Source organism: Ancylobacter tetraedralis (genome assembly GCF_014195655.1).
In the GTDB taxonomy this organism is placed as follows: Bacteria; Pseudomonadota; Alphaproteobacteria; order Rhizobiales; family Xanthobacteraceae; genus Ancylobacter; species Ancylobacter tetraedralis.
The window spans coordinates 906,380-927,974 of sequence record NZ_JACICD010000001.1 but is presented as its reverse complement, the minus strand read 5'-3'; the positions used below and the strand labels follow the sequence as shown (position 1 = coordinate 927,974).

The following is a 21,595-nucleotide window of genomic DNA, read 5'->3' as shown; positions in this document are numbered from 1 at the left end:
GCCTCACTCGATGTTCTGGACCTGCTCGCGGAACTGCTCCACCAGCCCCTTGAGCTCAAGGCCGATGGCGGTCAGCGACACGTCGTTCGCCTTCGAGCAGAGCGTGTTGGTCTCGCGGTTGAATTCCTGCGCCAGGAAATCGAGCTTGCGCCCGACAGCGCCACCCTCGCCCAGCATGGCACGCGCGGCCGCGACATGGGCGACGAGACGGTCGAGTTCCTCGCGCACGTCGACCTTGGCGGCGATGAGAAGCGCCTCCTGGTGCAGCCGGTCGGAATCGAAATTCACGGCTGTCTCGGTCAGCACGCGGATCTGCTCGGCGAGCTTGGCGCGGATCGCCTCGGGCTGGCGGGTGGGGTTGGCCTCCGCCCGCGCGGTGAGGGCGGCGATGCCATCCAACCGCTCGTTCAGCACCAGCGCCAGCGCGGCGCCCTCCTGGGCGCGCATGGTGACGAGGTTGGCCATCGCGGTCTCGAAGCCGGCGATGATCGCAGCCTCGACGACACGCCGCTCCGCCTCGCTGTCCTCGGCCTCGGTGATCTCGATCACGCCCTTGATGTTGAGGAGGCTTTCCAGATGTACCGGCGGCGCGCCGAGACCGGCGGCGACCTTGCTGACCGAGGCGGCAACCGCCCGCAGCATGTCCTCGTTGACACGCACGCTCACGGCCGAATCGGTGCGGGTCATGGAAAGGGTGGCGTTGACATTGCCGCGGGCGAGCGCCCGTCCGGCCACCTGCTTGAGGCCGATCTCCAGCCCCTCCCATCCGCCGGGAAGGCGCAGGCGTATGTCGAGCCCCTTGCCGTTGACCGACTTGAGTTCCCAGGCCCAGTTCCACGCGCCGGCGCTTCCCTGGGTGCGGGCAAAGCCCGTCATGCTGGCAAGCGCCATGCTCTCTCCCCTGCCGCAATGCGCGCGGCGGGCGGAACATAACGAGCGGGCGCGCGCGCCTCAAGCGGAACGGGCGTTCCGACGAGAGGTTCGTCCGCTCAGTCGACCGACGGGGCTACCCCGGTCGTCCCCGAGGTGCCGGCGGGCTGGCGCGAGGGGTCGATCTTCTGGTCGCGCTCTACCTGCCGCCAGCGGGCGACGTTCTTGTTGTGCTGGTCCAGCGATTCGGCGAAGGCATGGCCGCCCGTGCCGTCCGCCACGAAATAGAGGTCGCGCGTCTTGGCCGGATTGGCCGTGGCTTCCAGCGAGGCCTTGCCGGGATTGCCGATCGGCCCCGGCGGCAGGGCAGGAATCGTATAGGTATTGAACGGAGTCGGCGTGGTGATGTCGGTGCGGGTGATCGGGCGGTCGAGCCGGCCCTTGCCGCGTACCAGACCATAGATGATGGTCGGATCCGACTGCAGCCTCATCTTCTTGTTCAGGCGGTTGACGAACACCGCCGCCACCTGCGGGCGCTCCTCGGGAACGCCCGTCTCCTTCTCGACGATGGAAGCGAGGATGACCAGTTCGTCCGGCGACTTGAGCGGCAGGCTGGGATCGCGCTTGGCCCAGACCTCCTTCAGCGTCACATCCTGCGTGCGTGCCATGCGGCGCAGCAGGTCCTCGCGCGTGGTGCCGCGCGTGACCTTGTAGGTATCCGGCATCAGGCTGCCCTCGCGCGGCACCTGCCGGATGCCGCCGGCCAGTTCGCCCACCGCCAGCAGGCGCTCGACGATCTGGTCGCTGGTCAGCCCTTCCGGAATGGTCACGTTATATTCGATCACCTTGCCGGACACGATGGTGTCCAGCACCTGACGGATCGAGGCGTTCTGGGCGAATTCGTACTCGCCCGCCTTCAGCTTGCCGGAGGAGCGGGTGCCGACCGCCGCGCCGACAAACACCCATTTATCCGTGATGACGCCGCGCTTCACCAGAAGGTCGGCAATATCGATTACTCCGGAATCACCGGGAATGACGATGGCCGTATCCTGGGCGAGCGGGCCGGGCGACTGGAACCGCTTGAGGCCGAACCACAGCGCGCCGCCACCGACGATGATGCCGACGATGAGCAGGGTGAAGATCATGCTGCCGGCGACGACAAGGGGATGATTGGCCCAGCGGGAAGGCTTGGGCACCCGCTTCGGCTTTCCCTTCCAGACCGGGGGCGGCGGAGGGGGCGCGTGAGCCGACATGGCCTCGCCCGGAGCGGGCGGAGCGTTGGATGGGCCGGGCGACGCGAGCGCGCGCTCCTCAGGTGTCTGATCGGTCATCTGGGTCTCGCCTGGCGTCCGCCGGCAGTGCGACGCACAGGCAGACTATCCGCAAATATGGCGAAAGCGGGAATTGGTACGATAGGGAAACCGCACCTGTTCCCGCGAACGCTCAGTTCGCATAACGCTTGAAGACCAGCGACGCATTGGTGCCGCCGAAGCCGAAGGAGTTCGACAGCGCATAATCGATGGACCGCTCGCGCGGTGTGTGCGGCACGAGGTCGATCGGCGTCTCGACCGAAGGATTGTCGAGGTTGAGGGTGGCCGGTGCGATCTGGTCGCGGATGGCCAGAAGCGAGAAGATCGCCTCCACCGCCCCGGCCGCGCCGAGCAGATGCCCGATCGCCGACTTGGTCGAGGACATCGACACGGTCGCCGCCGAATTGCCGAGCAACCGCTCCACCGCGCCGAGCTCGATGCCGTCGGCCATGGTCGAGGTGCCGTGCGCGTTGATGTAGTCGACCTCCGAAGGGGTGATGCCCGCCCGCTTCAGCGCCGCCTGCATGCTGCGGAAAGCGCCATCGCCATCCTCGGACGGCGCGGTAATGTGGTAGGCGTCGCCCGACAGGCCGTAGCCGACGATCTCGCCATAAATCCTGGCACCGCGCGCCAGCGCGTGCTCGAGTTCCTCGACCACGACCACGCCGGCGCCCTCGCCCATGACGAAACCGTCGCGGTCCCTGTCATAGGGGCGCGAGGCCTTCTCGGGCGTGTCGTTGAAACCGGTCGAGAGCGCGCGGCAGGCGGCAAAGCCGGCCAGCGCCAGACGATTGATCGGCGATTCGGTTCCGCCCGCCACCATCACGTCGGCATCGCCGAGCGCGACGAGCCGCGAGGCATCGCCAATGGCGTGAGCGCCCGTCGAGCAGGCCGTGACGACGGCATGATTCGGCCCCTTGAGACCGTGCTCGATCGAGACATAACCGCCGGCGAGATTGATCAGGCGGCCGGGAATGAAGAAAGGGGACACGCGGCGCGGGCCACGCTCCTGCAGAACGATGCTGGTTTCGGCGATGCCCTGCAGGCCGCCAATGCCCGAACCGATCATGACGCCGGTGGCGCACTGGTCCTCATAGGTCGAGGGATGCCAATCCGCGTCATTGAGCGCCTGGGTGGCGGCGGCCATCGCATAGACGATGAACTCGTCGACCTTGCGCTGCTCCTTCGGCTCCATCCACTGGTCGGGATTGAAGGTGCCTTCGGTGCCATCCCCGCGTGGGATCTGGCAGGCGATCTTGGCGGGCAGGTCCGACACGTCGAAATTCGCGACGCGGCGTGCACCGCTTGCCCCGGCCAGAAGCCGCTTCCAGGTAACGTCGACGCCGCATCCAAGCGGCGTCACCATGCCGAGGCCGGTAACGACGACGCGCCTCATCCGATATCTCCGGATACACTCAAAACGTAAGCTGCCGCGATGGACACAGCCATCGCAGCAGCCGAACGCCGCCTCAGGCCGCGTTCTTTTCCAGGAACTTGATCGCGTCGCCGACCGTCAGGATGGTCTCGGCGGCATCGTCCGGGATTTCGCAGTTGAAAGCCTCTTCAAAGGCCATGACCAGCTCGACCGTGTCGAGGCTGTCAGCGCCGAGATCGTCGATGAAGCTGGCACCTTCGGTGACCTTCTCGGGCTCCACGCCCAGGTGCTCGGTCACGATCTTCTTCACGCGCTCGGCAATGTCGCTCATCGGTTCACCCTCGTCCGAATGTTCGGAGGTTGCTACGTTGTTCAATCTGCCTAGCCGCGCGCAAGCGCGGTCTGGCGGCTTAATTTACTGCTCCGAGTACAGGAACTTTCCGGACGTTTCTGCATCACTTGAGCAGCGTCCGTAACCTGCGAGCCGAGCCGGTCGTTAGCATACTTCAATCGGCAAGACCAGCGCCCCTGGGACGCGTGCGGAATCGTCGACTCGCATGTCTTTCCTAGCGGATCAAGAAGATCCTGCCTATCAGATCATGGCCATCCCGCCATTTACATGCAGCGTCTGGCCAGTGACATAGCCGGCCTCGTCCGAAGCGAGGTAGACGGCCGCGGTCGCGATGTCTTCCGGCGTGCCGAGGCGCCCGGCGGGGACGGCGGAGAGAATCGTCGTGCGAATCTTCTCGTTCAGCACGTCGGTCATCGGGGTGGCGATGAAGCCGGGCGCGATGCAGTTCACGGTCACGCCGCGCGCCGCCACTTCCTTGGCCAGCGACTTCGACATGCCGATCATGCCCGCCTTGGCGGCGGCATAATTGCCCTGCCCGGCATTGCCGGTCACGCCGATGATCGAGGTGATGCCGATGATGCGGCCGGTGCGCCGGCGCATCATGGAGCGGGCGGCCGCCCGCGCGAGGCGAAAGCCGGAGGTGAGATTCACGGCGATCACCGTATCCCACATCTCGTCGGTGATGCGCACGAACAGCCCGTCGCGGGTAATGCCGGCATTGTTCACCAGAATATCCAGCACGCCCATCGCCTCTTCGGCCTGGGGAACCAGTTGCTCGACCTGCTCCATGTTGGAGAGGTCGGCGGGCAGCACATGGGTGCGCTCGCCAAGGTCGCCAGCCAGGGTCTCCAACACCTCGCGGCGCGTGCCCGAGAGCGCGACGGTGGCGCCCCGGGCGTGCAGCGCCCGGGCGATGGCACCGCCAATTCCGCCGGTGGCGCCAGTCACGAGAGCGGTCTTGCCAGTCAGATCGAACACGGGCTTCTCCTGAGTTCCGGTAGCGTCAAGCCGTCGGCGTCGCGGCGAAGGCGGCAACCTCTTCGGGCGTCCCGACATTGATGGAGGCGACCTGCCGGGCGATGCGCTTGGTGAGGCCGGAAAGCACCTTGCCGGTGCCCACCTCGACCAGCCGGGTCACGCCCTCGCCCGCCATGAAGGCCACCGATTCGCGCCAGCGCACCGTGCTCGTCACCTGCTTCACCAGCAGCGCGCGGATCTCCTCGGGATCCGTCACCGGGGCGGCGGTCACGTTGGCGATGAGCTTCACCTTGGGCGCATGCACGGCGACCCTGGACAGCGCCTCGCGCATCGCATCCGCCGCCGGGGCGATCAGGCTGCAATGGAAGGGTGCCGAAACCGTGAGCAGGATCGCGCGGGAAGCGCCTTCGCGCTTGGCAATCTCACAGGCGCGCTCCACCGCCGCCGCGTGGCCGGAAACGACGACCTGACCGGGCGCGTTGTCATTGGCGACATCGCAGACCTCGCCGAACTCGCCCCCTTGGGCCGCCTCGCTCGCGACGGCGGCCACCTTGTCGAAATCGAGGCCGAGGATAGCGGCCATGGCGCCGGTCCCGACCGGCGTCGCCGCCTGCATGGCCGTGCCGCGCAGGCGCAGCAGGCGGGCGGTGTCGGCAATCGAGAGGCTGCCCGCCGCCGCCAGCGCGGAATATTCGCCCAGCGAATGGCCGGCGACAAAGGCGGCGTCGCGCGCCAGATCCAGTCCGGCCTCGCTTTCCAGCACCCGCAGCGCCGCCAGCGAGGCGGCCATGAGAGCGGGCTGGGTGTTGGCGGTGAGCGTCAGCGTCTCGATCGGCCCGTCCCACATGATGGCCGAGAGCTTTTCCCCCAGCGCCGCATCGACTTCCTCGAACACGTCGCGGGCAACGGCGAAATTGTCGGCGAGCCCACGGCCCATGCCGACCGCCTGACTGCCCTGACCGGGAAAAACAAAGGCGCTGCTCATGACCTGACGCAATCCGCTCGTTAAGAATTGGCGGCCGGCAGTGACACCGGCCCGCGCCCGGTGTCAAGCAGCATGCGGGCCAAGTGCCCACGGGCAACGCGCGGGGGGCGGCCGGGAACGCAACCGCCTTGAGTTCGGGACCCGCCTTGGGTTCCGCGCCTTGAGTTCCGCGCCTTGAATTCGAGGTATGTGGGGAGTCTGTGTGGCGCGTCGGAGGATGCGGCGTCGCCGGCTCGACGCCCGCCGGATGCGGGCCGGATGCGGGGATGCGAGAGACCTTGATTTTCCGGCCATTCCTCGTATAAGCGCGCCACTGTCAGTCCCGGCCGGGGGCTGAACGGACGGCTACGCTTTGGCTTTTGCCAGCGGCGTGGCAGGCGATCCATGGATTTCCGCCGTCCCGTGTCCCCGCCTTCGAGATTGTTCGAGCCTTTCCGGGGCTCGAAGGGCTCGGCGCCGGGGAGGCGGTCCGCAATCGTGCGGAAACAATGGAAAGGTACGAGACATGGCTCTTTATGAGCACGTGTTCCTCGCGCGCCAGGATTTGACGGCGCAGCAGGTCGAGGAACTCACCGCCCGGTTCAAGGGCGTGATCGAGGCGAATGGCGGTTCGGTCACCAAGGCCGAGTATTGGGGTGTGAAGACCCTCACCTATCGCATTCGCAAGAATCGCAAGGCGCACTTCTCGCTCCTCAACATCGACGCCCCCGCCCCGGCCGTGGCCGAGCTCGAGCGTCAGCAGCGGATCGACGAGGACGTTCTGCGCGTTCTCACCATCCGCGTCGAGGAACTTGAGGAAGGCCAGTCGGTCATGCTGCAGAAGCGCGACCGTGACGACCGTGGCGACCGTGGCTTCGGCGATCGCGGCTTCGGCGGCGACCGCGGCTTCGGCGGCGGCGGACGCAGCTTCGGCGGCGACCGTGGGGATCGCGGCGACCGTGGCGATCGTGGCCCGCGCCGTGATCGTGAAGAGGCTCCGGCCAACGTGGAGACTGAGTGATGGCTTTCGGTGGCACCGGCGGTCCTTCCGCCAATACGACGGGCGCCCGTCGTCCCTTCTTCCGTCGTCGCAAGACCTGCCCGTTCTCCGGCGCCAATGCGCCGAAGATCGACTACAAGGACGTGCGGCTGCTGCAGCGCTACATTTCCGAGCGCGGCAAGATCGTGCCCTCGCGCATCACGGCGGTCTCCGCCAAGAAGCAGCGCGAACTGGCCCAGGCCATCAAGCGCTCGCGCTTCCTCGGCCTGCTGCCCTTCGTGATCCGCTGATCGCGTGACGCTCCCCATCCCGGCCCTGGCCGGGATGGTTCGGCAAGCGCCCCGGCCGCGTGCCGGGGACGCTCTCGAACGACACATATTCCGACAGGCCACGGGACTCCTCCCGGGGTCTTCGCTGGGGCGGGCTTGGATCCGTCCCTAACCGCGTGGAGCGGGACAGCTCGTCGATGATACAGCTCTGGATCATAGCCCTTGGCGCCGGTGCGGCGTCCGCCCTTCTGGTTGCGTCCGTCGCGACCGGTAGCGCTCTGGCTGTGCCGCTGTTCTATCTTGCCCCGCTTCCCGTGCTTATCGTCGGCCTCGGCTGGTCGCAGCTGGCGGCGCTGATCGCCGCCTCGGCCGCGGCCGTGGCGATCGGCCTGTTTCTCGGCGTCGAGCTGCTCTTCGCCTATGTGGCCGGCGTCGGCCTGCCGGCCTATGTGCTTGCCTATCTCGTGCTGATGGCGCGGCAGGAGCGGCCGGACGGGCCGCTGGAATGGTTTCCGGTCGGGCGCATCGTGCTGGCCGCCGCCATTCTCGGCTGCCTCGCGGTGGCCGCCCTCATCCCGCTCGTTGCCGGCTCCTTCGCCGATTATCAGGAAGCCCTGCGTTCGCTGTTCGAGGCGATGTTCGCCGAGAACCCGGCTGCTGCCAGCGACGACACCCAGCGCCTGATCGACCTGCTGATCACGGTGATGCCGCCGGCGGCGGCGGTCGTCACCATGTTGACGCAGGTCGGCAATCTCTGGCTGGCCGCGCATGTGGCACGCGTGTCCGGCCGGCTCGTGCGTCCCTGGCCGGATCTGGCGGCCATCACCGTGCCGCGCGGCGCCGTCGCCCTCGTCGCGGGCGCCATCCTTGGCGGAATGCTCGCGGATGGCTTCATCGGCCTGATCTGCGAGCTGCTGGGCGCCACCCTGCTGATGGCCTTCGCCTTCATCGGCCTCGCGGTCATCCACTGGGTCACGCGCGGCGCTGCGGGCCGGACGCTGGTGATCGCCACCGTGTGGATCGCCGCCCTGACGCTCGGCTGGCCGTTCGCGGTTCTGGCGGTTCTGGGCATGGTCGAGACGCTGTTCGGCATCCGCGCCCGCTTCCCGCGCCGCAACCGGCCTTCCGCCGCCAATGACGGCTGAACTTTTTTCGAATCGAACGAACCTAATCAACGAACGAATGGAGAAATAAAAATGGAAGTCATTCTGCTTCAGCGCGTGGCCAAGCTCGGCCAGATCGGTGAGATCGTCCGCGTCAAGGACGGGTTCGCCCGCAACTTCCTGCTGCCCTCCGGCAAGGCGCTGCGCGCCACCAAGGACAACAAGACGCGCTTCGACTCGATGAAGTCGCAGCTTGAAGCCCGCAACCTCGAGCTGAAGGCCGAGGCCACCAAGGTCGGCGAGAAGCTCGCCGGTACCGAGGTGGTTCTGGTGCGCCAGGCCGGCGAAACCGGCCAGCTCTACGGCTCGGTGTCCACCCGCGACATCGCCGAAGCGCTGACCGCGGCCGGCTTCACCGTCTCGCGCAGCCAGGTCGTGCTCAATCAGCCGATCAAGACGATCGGCCTGCATGACGTTCCGGTGTCGCTGCATCCCGAGGTTGAGGTGATCGTTCACGCCAACGTGGCCCGCAGCCCCGACGAGGCCGTTCGCCAGTCGCGTGGCGAGGACCTCTCCGTGCGGCGTGATGAAGAAGACGAGGAAGCCTTCGAAGACGTCGCGGACGAGACCGAAGCTTCCGACGAGACCGAGGAAGGCTGATAGCCTGACCTTACGGCATATCTGCTGCGACAAGGCCCGGTCGGTAACGACCGGGCCTTTTTGCGTGCGATTTCACTGGAAGGAATATTGCGACACCGCCAATGTTGTGATGCAATGATTTGCAACAGCTCATACATGCCCAGGCATTGGGCAGGCGCCTTCCATCCAGTGGGAGGTTCCGGCAGTATGGAATTGGCCGATGGAATGGTTGCTCGCAAAGGTCATTGCGCGGGTCGTCACCCGTGGTTCGCTCACCATCACCTTCGCTTCAGGACGACGCGTCACTTTCGGTGACGGCACGGGAACGCCACTGGCCTTCCGCTTCACCTCCCCGGCGTGGCAACGCCACATCGTGTTCGATCCCGAGCTGAAATTCGGCGAGGCCTATATGAATGGCGGCCTCGTGATCGAGCGGGGCGACATAGCCGAGATACTCGCCGTGATGATGGCGCAGGTCGGCCTCCAGGTGCCGAGTGCCAGCGCCAGGCTGATGATGAAGCTCCGCTTCCTGTTCCGGCGCCTCGCCCAGTTCAACCCGCCCGGCAAGGCGAAGGACAACGTCGCCCACCACTATGATCTCGACGGGCGGCTCTATTCGCTGTTCCTCGATGCCGACCGGCAATATTCCTGCGCCTATTTCGAGCATCCCGGCCAATCGCTCGACGACGCGCAGCTCGCCAAGAAGCGGCATATCGCGGCCAAGCTGCAGTTCAACCGGGCCGATCTGACCGCGCTGGACATTGGCTGCGGCTGGGGCGGCATGGGGCTCTATCTCGCCGAGAATGCAGGCGCCCGCGTCACCGGCGTCACCCTGTCGGAGGAGCAGCTGGGCGTCGCCCGCGCGCGGGCGGAGGAGAAGGGGCTCAGCGAGCGCGCCGATTTCCGCCTGCAGGATTATCGCGACGCGCCGGGCCCGTTCGACCGCATCGTCTCGGTCGGCATGTTCGAACATGTCGGCATCGGCCATTACGACGAATATTTCACCAAGGTGGCGCAGCTGCTGGCGGATGACGGCGTGGCGCTGATCCATTCCATCGGCCGCTCGGAAGGGCCGGGCATCACCAATCCCTGGATCGCCAAGTACATCTTCCCCGGCGGCTACATTCCCGCGCTGTCCGAGGTGCTGCCGGCCATCGAGCGGGCGGGCCTGTTCGTCACCGATATCGAGATCCTGCGCCTGCACTATGCCGAGACGCTTAAGGCGTGGCGCGAGCGCTTCCTCGCCCATCGCGAGGAGGTGGAGCGGCTCTATGATGCGCGCTTCGTGCGGATGTTCGAATTCTACCTCGCCGCGTCGGAAATGGCGTTCCGCCACCAGGGAATGATGGTCTTCCAGGTGCAGCTCGCCAAACGCGAGGGCGTGGTGCCGCTGACCCGGACCTATATTCCACAGGCCGAGGCGGCGCTGATGCGGATGGAGAAGAACAACCGGCCGGGCCTGCGACTCGCCGGCGAGTGAAGGCTTGCGCGGCAAGGCCGAGGGTGAGCCGGGAGGCGTCAAGCACGATTGTGCTTTCCACAGCTCCTCCACAGGACAAAATACGCAGTGCGCGAATCGCACGGACTCGGCCGACGACGTGGCGTTAGCTGTTTCCCCATACACGCGCACCCGGGACAGCCATGCTCGATTCTCCCCTCCGCACTGTGGCGGAGTCCGAAACGACGTACCGCACCGCTCCTCACAACATCGAGGCGGAGCAGGCGCTGCTGGGCGCGATCCTGGTCAATAACGAAGCGTTCTACCGGGTTTCCGACTTCCTCGAGCCGCGCCATTTCTTCGAGCCGATCCACGTCGCCATCTATGAGACGACGGCGGCGCTGATCCGCGCCGGCAAGGTGGCGACCCCGATCACGCTGAAGACCTTCCTGCCGACCGAATTCGACGTCGCCGGGCTGACGCCGGCGCAATATCTCGCCCGCCTCGCCGCCGAGGCGACGACGATCATCAATGCCGAGGATTACGGGCGCACCATCTACGACATGTCGGTGCGTCGCGACCTGATCCAGATCGGCGAGGAGATCGTCAACGAGGCCTATGAGGCGGCGATCGACGCCACCCCGCAGAGCCAGATCGAAGATGCCGAGAAGCGGCTCTACGAACTGGCCGAGACCGGCCGCTACGATGGCGGCTTCATGCGCTTCAACGATGCGCTGAAGGAAGCGGTCGACATGGCCAGCCGCGCCTTCCAGCGCGATGGCCACCTGTCGGGCACCGCCTCCGGCCTCGACGATCTCGACCAGATGATGGGCGGGCTGCAGCCGTCCGACCTCATCATCCTGGCCGGCCGCCCGGCGATGGGAAAAACCTCGCTCGCCACCAACATCGCCTTCAACGTCGCCGCCGCGTACCGGTCGGAGACGCTGCCCGATGGCTCGATACGTGCGGTGGACGGCGGGGTGGTCGGTTTCTTCTCGCTGGAAATGTCGGCCGAGCAGCTTGCCACGCGTATTCTTGCCGAACAGGCCGAGATCGCTTCCTACAAGATCCGCCGCGGCGACATCTCCGAGCACGAGTTCGACAAGCTCGCCAGCTGCGCCCAGATGATGCAGACTATCCCGCTCTATATCGACGACACCGGCGGCATCTCCATCGCCCAGCTGCGCGCCCGGGCCCGCCGGCTGAAGCGCCAGCGCGGGCTGGACTTCATGGTGGTGGACTATCTGCAGCTGCTGACCGGCTCCTCCAAGAGCTCCTCGCAGGGCCGCGTGCAGGAAATCACCGAGATCACCACCGGCCTCAAGGCGCTGGCCAAGGAACTCGGCGTGCCGATCATGGCGCTCTCGCAGCTCTCGCGTCAGGTCGAATCCCGCGACGACAAGCGTCCGCAATTGTCCGATCTTCGCGAATCCGGCTCGATCGAGCAGGATGCCGACGTGGTGATGTTCGTGTTCCGCGAGGAATATTACCTCAAGAGCAAGGAACCGAAGGAAGGCACCGAGGAATGGTTCAAGTGGGACCAGGACATGAAGGCAGCTCAGGGCCTCGCGGAGGTGATCATCGGCAAGCAGCGCCACGGCCCCACCGGCACGGTGAAGGTCGCCTTCGAAGCCCAGTACACGCGCTTCTCGACGCTGGCCTCGGGCGACCGGCTGCCCGAGCATTGAGCGGGCCATGGTGATGGACGCTTCGGTGCCGCCCGACGAAGCCGGCGGCCTCCTCACCATCGACCTCGCGGCCCTGCGCGCCAATTACCAGGAAATCGCCCGCCGCGTCGGCCCGGCCGAGACGGCCGGCGTGGTGAAGGGCGACGGCTACGGCCTCGGCCTCGCCCCGGTCGCGTCAGCCCTGTGGGACGCGGGCGCGCGCAGCTTCTTCGTCGCGCTGCCGGGCGAGGCCCGCACCCTGCGCGAGACGCTGCCGGAAGCCACGATCTACGTGCTCAACGGCCTGTTCGAGGGATCGCCGCCCCTCTATCGCGCGCTGCGGCTGCATCCGGTGCTGGGCAGCGAGGCCGAAATCGCCCGCTGGAACGGATTCTGCGTGGAAATCGGCCAGTCCCTGCCCGCTGCCGTGCATGTTGACACCGGCATGAACCGGCTCGGCCTCTCCGCCACCGAGGCGGTGAGCCTCGCCGAGATGCGCCATGAACTGCATTTTCCCATCGCGCTGATCATGAGCCACCTCGCCAGCGCCGACGAGCCGCACCATCCGCTCACCGCGCGGCAACTGGAAGATTTCCGCGCCATTGCCGGCCTGTTTCCGGACGTGAAGGCCTCGCTGGCCAATTCCGCCGGCGTCATGAGCGGCCCCGCCTATCATTTCGACCTCGTGCGGCCGGGCATCGCCGTCTATGGGGGGCGTCCGCGCGCGGATATGGCTCCGCTGAGCCCGGTGGTGCGGCTCGAACTGCGCATCGTGCAGATACGCCATGTTCATGCCGGGGAGACGGTGGGATATGGCGGCGCGCATACCGCGCTGCGTCCGAGCCGGGTAGCGATACTATCCGCCGGCTATGCGGACGGCATTCCCCGCCGCGCCGGCGCCTCGGACCTGCGCCCCGGCGCGGAAGCCGTGATTGCCGGCCAGCGATGCCCGCTGATCGGGCGCATCTCGATGGACCTGCTGGCGGTCGACGTGACGGATGTGCCGGACGATGCCATCGCGGCCGGCGACTGGGCGGTGCTGCTCGGCGATGGGCTCGGCCTGGACGACCTTGCCCGCCATTCGCAAACCATCGATTACGAGATATTGACCTCGCTCGGCCGCCGCTACCGTCGCCTCTGGACGTGAGCGAATGTGGCTGGCGTCTCGCGGGTGACACGCCCCGCGCCGGGGCCAATGCTGCGTCGCGGAAGAAACCGGTGGGATCGGGTCTATCGCAGCTTCTGAACGTAATGCACGCGCATGGCGGTATCTCTGGGACGGGAGCGACGCAGCTTTGAGCGTAAAGCGGCAGCGACCTCGGCACCATTTTCCAGCCAGTCGGGAGCGACCAGTGCCCGGCCCCCCTCGAATTCCACTTCGAGCCTCAATACTTCTCCGGCACGCTCGCCGTTAGCCTTGCGCGCGCCCAGGCTCTGCACCTTTTCCCACGGAATGGTGCGACCAGACCAAAGACAAAGACCTTCATTATCGATCTTCTTCACGAATGATCGACGCCACAGCCACAGCAACAGGCTTCCTATTCCAAGCGTTGCTGGAATAAGAATGAGAAACGCTATTCCAAATCGACTGTTCAGACGTGCAACAACAGGAACCATGGCGAGCACCATCCGATATCCGCGTACCTCTTGATAAGCGGCGTAGTTCAATATTGGTAGGACTTTTTTTGTTAGGCATAAATTATGCCAACTTAATTTAGCACCATTCCGATGGATTCCACACGGGGGTGATCATACGCCCCATCACGCTTAGAGAATGGTCTCCCAGGGATAAACGACATGGCCAAACGCACCGCTTCCTTCATCTGCCAGGCCTGCGGGGCGGTGCATTCGCGCTGGCAGGGGCGCTGCGATTCCTGCGGCGGCTGGAACACCATTGTCGAGGAGGCGACGGCCGACGCCGTTCCCGCAACGCAGCGTGGCGGGCGCAAGGGGCGACTGATCGCGCTGGAGAGCCTCGCCGGCACCTCGCAGGACGCCCCGCGCACCCGTGTCGGCATCGCCGAGTTCGATCGCGTGGCCGGCGGCGGGCTGGTGCCGGGCTCGGTACTGCTGATCGGCGGCGATCCCGGCATCGGCAAGTCGACCCTGCTGATCCAGGCGTCGGCCGCACTCGCGGAGGCCGGCCATCGCGTCATCTATGTCTCGGGCGAGGAAGCGGTGGCGCAGGTGCGCCTGCGCGCGGAGCGGCTCGGCCTGTCCGGGGCGTCGGTCGAACTTGCCGCCGAGACCAATGTCGAGGACATCGTCGCTACCCTCGCGGAGGGCAAGCGGCCCGCGCTGGTGGTGATCGATTCGATCCAGACCATGTGGAGCGACACGGTGGAATCGGCTCCCGGCACGGTCACGCAGGTGCGCTCCTCGGCGCAGATCCTCATTCGCTACGCCAAGCGCGCCGGCGCCGCGGTCATCCTGGTCGGCCATGTCACCAAGGATGGCCAGATCGCCGGCCCGCGCGTGGTCGAGCACATGGTGGACGCGGTGCTGTCCTTCGAGGGCGACGGCGCGCATCATTTCCGCATCCTGCGCGCACAGAAGAACCGCTTCGGGCCGACCGACGAGATCGGCGTGTTCGAGATGACCAGCCTCGGCCTCGGCGAGGTGGCGAACCCCTCCGCGCTGTTCCTCTCCAATCGCGATGTCGGCGCGCCCGGCACCGCTGTCTATGCCGGCATGGAGGGCACGCGGCCGGTTTTGGTGGAAATCCAGGCGCTGGTGGTGCCCACCAGCCTTGGCACGCCGCGCCGCGCCGTGGTGGGCTGGGATCCCTCGCGCCTGTCCATGGTGCTGGCCGTGCTGGAGGCGCGCTGCGGCATCAAGCTGGGGGCGCATGACGTTCATCTTAACGTCGCCGGCGGTTTCCGCATTTCCGAGCCGGCGGCCGACCTCGCGGTCGCCGCCGCGCTCATCTCCTCGCTGTCGGGGGCGGTGCTGCCGCCCGACAGCGTCTATTTCGGCGAGGTCAGCCTCACCGGCGCGGTGCGGCCGGTGCCGCATGCGCCAGCGCGGCTGAAGGAGGCCGCCAAGCTCGGCTTCAACCGCGCCGTCGCGCCCGCCGGCAAGAATGCGGCAAGCAAGAATGCGGCGAGCACGAATACTGGGGCCAAGGGCGGCGCCGGTGACGCGGCGGAGCACCCGCTCGCGGTCGAATCCGTCACCTCGCTTGGCGATATCGTGGCCGGCATCGCCTCCAAGGCGCCCCGGCGGGGGGCCCGCGAGCGGCAGGAGAGCTAGTTGCCCCCCGCGAGTTGCGCGCGGGTCGGTCAAGAGGGATGACGGCTTGCCCGGGCCGCGCTATACGTCGCTCAGCGATTGCCGGGCGTCTTGAGCCTGCGGATTCGCCGTTCTTCCCTTGCAAATCCGCCACGGTCACGGTGCGATAGTCTTGACGCTGCTCGACATCATTCTCATCGCCGTGATGGTGATCTCCGGCCTGCTCGCCATGGTGCGCGGGCTTGTGCGCGAAGTGTTCGCCATCGCGTCCTGGGTCATCGCCGCCGGCGTGACGCTGTACGCCTATCCGCTGGTCCTGCCCTTCGCAAAGCAGTACATCGCCAACGACACATTCGCCATGGCGGCAAGCGTCGGCGGCGTCTTCCTGCTCACGCTGCTGATCGTCTCGATCATCACCGTCCGCATCTCGGACATGGTGCTCGACAGCCGCATCGGCGCGCTCGACCGCACGCTCGGCTTCCTGTTCGGGCTGGCACGCGGATTCCTGATAATGGTGGTCGCCTTCCTGTTCTTCAACTGGCTGGTCCAGAACGAACAGGGGCAGCCCAACTGGATTCGCGACGCCCGCTCCAAGGTGGTCTTGCAAAGTGCGGGTGACTGGCTCATCTCCGTGTTGCCGGAAGATCCCGAGAAGCTGATCCGCGATATTCGCAGCTCGAAGGATGCCGAACCGACGGAGCCGCCACCCGAGCCGTTCAACCCGGCGCCGGCGTCTCCAGCGAAGCCATAATTTCACCGCGCCTGCGGGACATTTCGTCCCGTCAGCGCGCGTTGCAAGTCAGCTTGGGAAGCGGCGCAGCCTTGAACTGCGTAGAGCGGAGCGATGGTCACATGACCAATTTTGCCGTTGATGGCGGGATGCCGAAATCGGTCGAAGCGAACGATTTCTACGATGACTATGGGGACACGCTGCGCGAGGAGTGCGGCGTGTTCGGCATTTACGGGCACCCCGATGCCGCCGCCATCACCGCGCTCGGCCTCCACGCCCTGCAGCATCGCGGCCAGGAAGCGGCGGGCATAACCACTTATGATGGCCAGCGTTTTCACTCCGAGCGTCGTCTCGGCCTGGTGTCCGATGCCTTCTCCGACGGCGAGGCGATCAAGCGTCTGCCGGGCCGCATCGCCGTTGGCCATGTGCGCTATTCGACCACCGGCGAGACCATCCTGCGCAACGTGCAGCCGCTCTTCGCCGAACTGGATGGCGGCGGCTTCGCCATCGCCCATAACGGCAACCTCACCAATGGCTTGACGCTGCGCCGCCAGATCATCCGCGACGGCGCCATCTGCCAGTCCACCTCCGATACCGAGGTGATGCTGCACCTCGTCGCCCGCTCCAAGCGCCCGCGCTTCACCGAGCGCTTCATCGACGCGCTGCGGGTCATCGAGGGCGCCTACGCCTTCGTGGGCCTCACCAACAAGAAGCTGGTGGGCGCCCGCGACCCGCTCGGCATCCGCCCGCTGGTGCTCGGCGAACTCGACGGCCACCCGATCCTCACCTCCGAGACCTGCGCGCTGGACATAATCGGTGCGCGCCACGTGCGGGACATCGATCCCGGCGAGGTGATCGTGTTCTCCTCCGACAAGGTGGAGACGCTGCGTCCCTTCGGCACCGTCCGTCCGCGTCCCTGCATCTTCGAGTACATCTATTTCGCCCGGCCGGATTCGGTCGTCGGCGGGCGCTCGGTTTATGATGTGCGCAAGAAGATGGGCTTCCAGCTGGCCGCCGAGGCGCCGGCCGATGCCGACCTCGTGGTGCCGGTGCCCGATTCGGGCGTACCGGCGGCCATCGGCTATTCGCAGGCCTCGGGCCTGCCCTATGAGCTCGGCATCATCCGCAACCATTATGTCGGGCGCACCTTCATCCAGCCGACCCAGTCGGTGCGCGACCAGGGCGTGCGCATGAAGCACTCCGCCAACCGCGCGGTGGTCGAGGGCAAGCGCATCGTGCTGATCGACGACAGTCTTGTTCGTGGAACAACGTCTGTCAAAATCGTGCGCATGATGCGCGAGGCCGGTGCCCGCGAGGTGCATTTCCGCATTTCCTCGCCGCCGATCACCCATCCCGACTATTACGGCATCGACACGCCGGACCGCGACAAGCTGCTCGCCGCGACGCACGACCTCGAAGGTATGCGCCGTTATATCGGTGCGGACAGCCTCGCCTTCCTCTCCATCGACGGCATCTACAAGTCGATGGGCTTCGAGGGGCGCGATCCCGTGCATCCGCAGTTCACCGATCACTGCTTCACCGGCGAGTACCCGACGCCGCTCACCGACCGTTCGAGCGAGGTGGCGCCGCGCCAGCTCTCGCTGCTGGCCGAAGCCAGCTGAGGCGACGCGGGGAACGCCATGGTCGAGCTCGAGGAATGGCATCGCGGGCGGCTGATCGACCATCTCCAGCTGGTCGTCGCCGATTACGAGGGCTGCCTGCGCTTCTACAAGGCGGTGCTTGAGGTCATTGGCGTGCCGCTGGTCGAGGGCGAGGGCTACTTCTTCGCCGATGAACTGTATGTGACGCCCGGCGAGCCGACCACCGGCCGCACGCACCTTGCCTTCCAGGCGGCGGATGAAGCCATGGTCCAGCGCTTCCACGCGGTCGGCCTCGCCCATGGCGGGCACGACAATGGCGCGCCGGGCGAGCGGGACTACCATCCCGGCTATTACGCCGCCTTCGTGCTGGATCCCGCCGGCAATAATATCGAGGCCGTCTATCACGGCCCCGCCACGCGCTCCGCGCCCTCCGTGGTGATGACCGACCCCTCCTAGCGGGCGGACCGTGCTCGGCCTGTGCACAGGCGGGGCCATTGTCGGCGGGGGAGAGCCTTCCCGCGCGCTGCGGGTTTCCTCGCGCAGCGAATGGCTCTAGGTTTCGGCAAAATTCGGAGGATCCCCATGACCGACCTCGCCGCGCCGGAGCCGTCCGCGCGCCCGCTCGCCGGACGCATCGCCCTCGTCACCGGCGCCACGCGCGGCATCGGGCAGGCCACCGCGCTCGCCCTTGCCGAGGCTGGCGCGCATATCATCGCCCTTGGCCGAACCTCCGGCGCGCTGGAGGAACTGGACGACGCCATCGTGGCGGCCGGCTCCACCGCCACGCTGGTGCCGATGGACATCAAGGACTTCCCCGCCATCGACCGCCTGGGCGGCGCGCTCTATGAGCGTTTCGGCAAGCTCGACATCTTCATCGGCAATGCCGGTGTGCTCGGACCCATGACGCCGCTGGCGCAAGTGGAGCCGAAGGAGTGGGACGACGCGCTCGCCGTCAACCTCACCGCCAACTGGCGGCTGGTGCGCTCGCTCGATCCGCTGCTGCGCCTCTCCACCGCCGGCCGCGCCGTGCTGGTCTCCTCCGGAGCCGCGCACAAGGCCCGCGCCTTCTGGGGCACCTACGCCATCAGCAAGGCGGCGGTGGAAATGCTGGCGCGCACCTGGGCGAACGAGGTGGCCAACATCTCCAACCTGCGGGTGAATCTCATCAATCCCGGCCCGACGCGGACCCGCATGCGCGCCAAGGCGTTCCCGAGCGAGGATCCGCAGACGCTGCCGGCCCCCGAGGACATCGCCACGGCCATCCTCGCCCTGTGCCTGCCCAGCTTCGAGGAGACCGGCAAGCTCTACGATTTCCCGACGGGCAGCCTCAGGGCGTTCCCGGTTCCGGCATGATCCGGCGGCGGGAGAAGATCGCCACCGCCACCACGACGCCGACGAGCTGAAGCGCCGTGCCTACCGCTTCCGGGGCGGTCGGCAGGCGCCGCTCGAAGGCGAGGCCATAGACGAGGCCGAACACCGTCTCCGCCACGATGAGCTGCGCGGAGAGCGCCATGGGCAGGCGCTCGGAGGCCACCACCCAGCCGAAGGTCCCCAGCCAGGACACGACCACGCCCAGCGCCACCACCCAGATGAAGAAGCGCTGCGTCGCCGCGCTGTTGAAATCCACCAGGGCCGGCGCGCCGGAGAGCAGCGGCAGCAGCAGCAGCGCCAGCACCCCGCAGCCCAGCCCCTGGATACCCGTCCAGCGCAGCGCGTCCGGCGCATCCGCCCCGCGCATCACCATTGCATTGACGAGGCCATAGGCGACCCAGAACAGCAGCGCCACCACCGACAGGCCGACGCCGGCGAGAACGGCGCTGGCCTCATTCGCATGCGCCTCCTGCAGGCTCGCCACATTGACCACGCCGAGCCCCGCCACGATGAGCGCCAGCGGCCAGGCAAGGCGCCGCCAGGGCAGCGAACGTTCGTGGAAATTGGCGACGATGGCGAGCAGCACCGGCGCGGTCCCGGCGATCAGCGGCGGCAGCACGGGGCCGGCGAGCAGCACGGCATAGGAGATGGAGAGGAAATAGCCGAACGTGCCGAAGGCCCCGAGCAGCAGCCCCGTGCCCAGCATGCGGGGCGACAGACCCGTGGGACGGAAGCGCGGAATGACCATCAGCGCCACACTCACCAGCCCGAAGATCAGGTAGCGCAGCACCGAGAGATCAAAGGCGGAAAAGGGCAGGATGGCGCGCGGCGCAATGAAGGTGAGCCCCCACAGGGCCCCGGTCATGAGGCCCGCAAGAAGGCCGATCAGCATGGCGAAAACCGATGAAGGCAGCCGCGCCGAGGGGCGCGTCGCCGGATGCGGGATGAGCGAGGTGCGTCACTTGTGCGTGGCGCGGAGTGAAGCCCGCTCCAGGAGCTACTCCTTCTCCGCGTAAGGGTTGTCCTTCTCGCGCAGGGTCAGGCGAATCGGCACGCCGGGCAGGTCGAAGCTGGTGCGCAGGTTGTTCACGAGATAGCGCACATAGCTCTCCGGCACCGCGTCGGCGCGCGAGCAGAACAGCACGAAGCTCGGCGGGCGGGCCTTGGGCTGGGTGATGTAGCGCAGCTTGATGCGTCGGCCCGACACCGCCGGTGGCGGATGCTGGTCGGTGGTCTCGCCCAGCCAGCGGTTGAGCGGGTTGGTCGCCACACGCCGGTTCCACACCTCATGCGCCTGCGCGATGGCCCGCACCAGCCGGTCCAGCCCCTCGCCGGTGAGGCCGGAGACCAGCACCACCGGCGCGCCCTTGACCTGCGGCAGCGAATGGTCGGCTTCCTCGCGCATGCGGGTGACGAAGCCGGGCTGGTCCTTCACGAGGTCGGCCTTGGAGATCGCCAGCACCACCGCCCGCCCCTCGCGCTCGACGAGGTCGGCGATGCGCAGGTCCTGTTCCTCGAAGGGATGGGTGGCGTCCATCAGAACCACCACCACTTCGGCGAAGCGCGCGGCGCGCAGGCCGTCGGCGACGGAGAGCTTCTCCAGCTTGTCGTCGATGCGGGCGCGCTTGCGCATGCCCGCCGTGTCGAACACGCGCAGCTCGACACCATGCCGCTCGACATCGACGGCGATGGAATCGCGCGTGATGCCGGCCTCGGGCCCGGTGAGCAGCCGGTCCTCGCCGAGCAGGGAGTTGATCAAAGTCGACTTGCCAGCATTGGGGCGGCCGAGCACGGCGACGCGGATGCGCCGTCCGCCCTCATTGTCGAGGTCCATCTCGTCCCCGTCGTCGGGGACCACCTCGGCCAGCGCCCGCACCAGGTCGCCCATGCCGTCGCCATGCTCGGCGGAGAGTTCCACGGGATCGCCGAGGCCGAGCGCATAGGCATCCAGCGTGCCACCCTCGGAGCCGCGCGCCTCGGCCTTGTTGGCGACGAGAATGGTGTGCTTGCCGGAGCGCCGGGCCAGATGGGCGAAGATCTGGTCGCTCGGCGTCACGCCGGCCTTGGCGTCGATGAGGAACAGCAGCACGTCGGCGTCGCCGATCGCCGCCTCGGTCTGTGCCCGCATGCGGCCTTCGAGCGATTCGACCTTCGCCTCTTCCAGACCTGCCGTGTCGATGACGCGGAAGGACAGATGGCCGAGCCGGCCTTCGCCCTCGCGCCGGTCGCGCGTCACGCCCGGCCTGTCATCGACCAGCGCGAGCCGCTTGCCGACGAGGCGGTTGAACAGCGTCGACTTGCCGACATTGGGCCGGCCCACGATGGCGACGGTGAAGGTCATGGTGAATGTGCTCTCGCGCCGCTCACTGCGGCGTCAGCGGCGCGGGGGTCCGCGACGAGGAGGAAGCGGCAGCCGGGGCCGCGGCGGGCTCGGCCGGCGTCTCGTATTTGGCGGAATTGGCCGGCTGCGGCGGGGCGGCGTTGTAGTCGACGCCGGGCACGCCTTCGGGGAAGACGGACTGGCGCGCGCCCGGCAGCTTCTTTTCCTTCTCGGCGAAGGGGTTCATCTTGTCGAGCGTCTCGCAACCCGCTGTCGCGAAGACAAGCGCGAGAACCGGCGCCAGAATCAGGGCGCGGCGCAGTGCGCTCATGCGCCGGGAACGCGTGTGGGGCGCGACAGGGTTCATCTCGACCTCC

General features: G+C 67.1%; 22 protein-coding genes. 12 read left to right on the top strand and 10 right to left on the bottom strand.

Going from position 1 to position 21,595, the window contains the following annotated elements:
* Positions 1-3 precede the first annotated feature (3 nt).
* The 6 genes from FHS55_RS04290 to fabD all read right to left on the bottom strand — a co-directional run bounded on the left by FHS55_RS04290 (position 4) and on the right by fabD (position 5,870).
* A complete protein-coding gene (locus FHS55_RS04290; RefSeq protein WP_183188389.1) occupies positions 4-891 on the bottom strand; it encodes a YicC/YloC family endoribonuclease in 888 nt (295 codons plus the stop codon).
* Positions 892-989: 98 nt separating this feature from the next.
* Positions 990-2,201: an endolytic transglycosylase MltG gene (gene mltG, locus FHS55_RS04285; protein ID WP_246339806.1), complete on the bottom strand. Its 1,212-nt coding sequence runs from the start codon at positions 2,199-2,201 to the stop codon at positions 990-992.
* A gap of 112 nt (positions 2,202-2,313) precedes the next feature.
* Positions 2,314-3,576, bottom strand: a complete 1,263-nt coding sequence (gene fabF, locus FHS55_RS04280) for a beta-ketoacyl-ACP synthase II (protein ID WP_183188388.1) — start codon at positions 3,574-3,576, stop codon at positions 2,314-2,316.
* A 73-nt stretch (positions 3,577-3,649) separates the two neighbouring features.
* Complete coding sequence (locus FHS55_RS04275) at positions 3,650-3,886, bottom strand: acyl carrier protein (protein WP_183188387.1); 237 nt, start codon at positions 3,884-3,886, stop codon at positions 3,650-3,652.
* A 261-nt stretch (positions 3,887-4,147) separates the two neighbouring features.
* Entirely contained in the window at positions 4,148-4,885 is a 738-nt protein-coding gene (gene fabG, locus FHS55_RS04270; protein WP_183188386.1) for a 3-oxoacyl-[acyl-carrier-protein] reductase, read from the bottom strand.
* A gap of 25 nt (positions 4,886-4,910) precedes the next feature.
* The gene (gene fabD / locus FHS55_RS04265; protein WP_183188385.1) at positions 4,911-5,870 is read right to left on the bottom strand and encodes an ACP S-malonyltransferase; all 960 of its coding nucleotides are present in this window, start codon (positions 5,868-5,870) and stop codon (positions 4,911-4,913) included.
* Between the two features lie 505 nt (positions 5,871-6,375).
* Here fabD and rpsF point away from each other — a divergent pair.
* The 7 genes from rpsF to alr all read left to right on the top strand — a co-directional run bounded on the left by rpsF (position 6,376) and on the right by alr (position 13,112).
* Entirely contained in the window at positions 6,376-6,870 is a 495-nt protein-coding gene (rpsF, locus tag FHS55_RS04260) for a 30S ribosomal protein S6 (protein ID WP_183188384.1), read from the top strand.
* Positions 6,870-7,139, top strand: a complete 270-nt coding sequence (gene rpsR, locus FHS55_RS04255) for a 30S ribosomal protein S18 (RefSeq protein WP_183188383.1) — start codon at positions 6,870-6,872, stop codon at positions 7,137-7,139. Before rpsF ends, rpsR begins: the two co-directional genes overlap by 1 nt.
* A gap of 176 nt (positions 7,140-7,315) precedes the next feature.
* Complete coding sequence (locus tag FHS55_RS04250) at positions 7,316-8,263, top strand: DUF2232 domain-containing protein (protein WP_183188382.1); 948 nt, start codon at positions 7,316-7,318, stop codon at positions 8,261-8,263.
* A 51-nt stretch (positions 8,264-8,314) separates the two neighbouring features.
* Complete coding sequence (gene rplI / locus FHS55_RS04245; protein ID WP_183188381.1) at positions 8,315-8,881, top strand: 50S ribosomal protein L9; 567 nt, start codon at positions 8,315-8,317, stop codon at positions 8,879-8,881.
* Between the two features lie 199 nt (positions 8,882-9,080).
* Positions 9,081-10,340 carry a cyclopropane fatty acid synthase gene (locus FHS55_RS04240; RefSeq protein WP_183188380.1) on the top strand — a complete coding sequence of 420 codons (1,260 nt, stop codon included), beginning with the start codon at positions 9,081-9,083 and terminating at the stop codon, positions 10,338-10,340.
* A 161-nt stretch (positions 10,341-10,501) separates the two neighbouring features.
* Positions 10,502-11,986: a replicative DNA helicase gene (locus FHS55_RS04235; RefSeq protein WP_183188379.1), complete on the top strand. Its 1,485-nt coding sequence runs from the start codon at positions 10,502-10,504 to the stop codon at positions 11,984-11,986.
* Positions 11,987-11,993: 7 nt separating this feature from the next.
* Positions 11,994-13,112, top strand: a complete 1,119-nt coding sequence (alr, locus tag FHS55_RS04230; RefSeq protein ID WP_183188378.1) for an alanine racemase — start codon at positions 11,994-11,996, stop codon at positions 13,110-13,112.
* An 83-nt stretch (positions 13,113-13,195) separates the two neighbouring features.
* On the opposite strand, the gene FHS55_RS04225 is transcribed toward alr, so the two are convergent.
* Positions 13,196-13,594, bottom strand: coding sequence for a hypothetical protein (locus FHS55_RS04225; protein WP_183188377.1), 399 nt, complete (start codon positions 13,592-13,594; stop codon positions 13,196-13,198).
* A gap of 168 nt (positions 13,595-13,762) precedes the next feature.
* Here FHS55_RS04225 and radA point away from each other — a divergent pair, with 168 nt between their 5' ends.
* The 5 genes from radA (at position 13,763) to FHS55_RS04200 (ending at position 18,880) form a co-directional block, all read left to right on the top strand.
* Complete coding sequence (gene radA, locus FHS55_RS04220; RefSeq protein ID WP_183188376.1) at positions 13,763-15,217, top strand: DNA repair protein RadA; 1,455 nt, start codon at positions 13,763-13,765, stop codon at positions 15,215-15,217.
* Positions 15,218-15,362: 145 nt separating this feature from the next.
* Positions 15,363-15,947: a CvpA family protein gene (locus tag FHS55_RS04215; RefSeq protein ID WP_306888992.1), complete on the top strand. Its 585-nt coding sequence runs from the start codon at positions 15,363-15,365 to the stop codon at positions 15,945-15,947.
* Positions 15,948-16,048: 101 nt separating this feature from the next.
* Entirely contained in the window at positions 16,049-17,548 is a 1,500-nt protein-coding gene (purF, locus tag FHS55_RS04210; protein ID WP_425485771.1) for an amidophosphoribosyltransferase, read from the top strand.
* Between the two features lie 18 nt (positions 17,549-17,566).
* Entirely contained in the window at positions 17,567-17,983 is a 417-nt protein-coding gene (locus FHS55_RS04205; RefSeq protein ID WP_183188374.1) for a VOC family protein, read from the top strand.
* A 126-nt stretch (positions 17,984-18,109) separates the two neighbouring features.
* Positions 18,110-18,880, top strand: coding sequence for an SDR family NAD(P)-dependent oxidoreductase (locus FHS55_RS04200; RefSeq protein WP_183188373.1), 771 nt, complete (start codon positions 18,110-18,112; stop codon positions 18,878-18,880).
* On the opposite strand, the gene FHS55_RS04195 is transcribed toward FHS55_RS04200, so the two are convergent.
* From FHS55_RS04195 to FHS55_RS04185, 3 genes are all read right to left on the bottom strand, one after another.
* Positions 18,855-19,790 (bottom strand): DMT family transporter, encoded by a 936-nt coding sequence (locus FHS55_RS04195; protein ID WP_183188372.1) that lies wholly within the window; start codon positions 19,788-19,790, stop codon positions 18,855-18,857. The genes FHS55_RS04200 and FHS55_RS04195 overlap by 26 nt on opposite strands.
* A gap of 105 nt (positions 19,791-19,895) precedes the next feature.
* On the bottom strand, positions 19,896-21,239 hold the full coding sequence (der, locus tag FHS55_RS04190) for a ribosome biogenesis GTPase Der (RefSeq protein WP_183188371.1): 1,344 nt from the start codon (positions 21,237-21,239) through the stop codon (positions 19,896-19,898).
* A 22-nt stretch (positions 21,240-21,261) separates the two neighbouring features.
* The gene (locus FHS55_RS04185) at positions 21,262-21,585 is read right to left on the bottom strand and encodes a hypothetical protein (RefSeq protein WP_246339804.1); all 324 of its coding nucleotides are present in this window, start codon (positions 21,583-21,585) and stop codon (positions 21,262-21,264) included.
* Between the last annotated feature and the right edge of the window lie 10 nt (positions 21,586-21,595).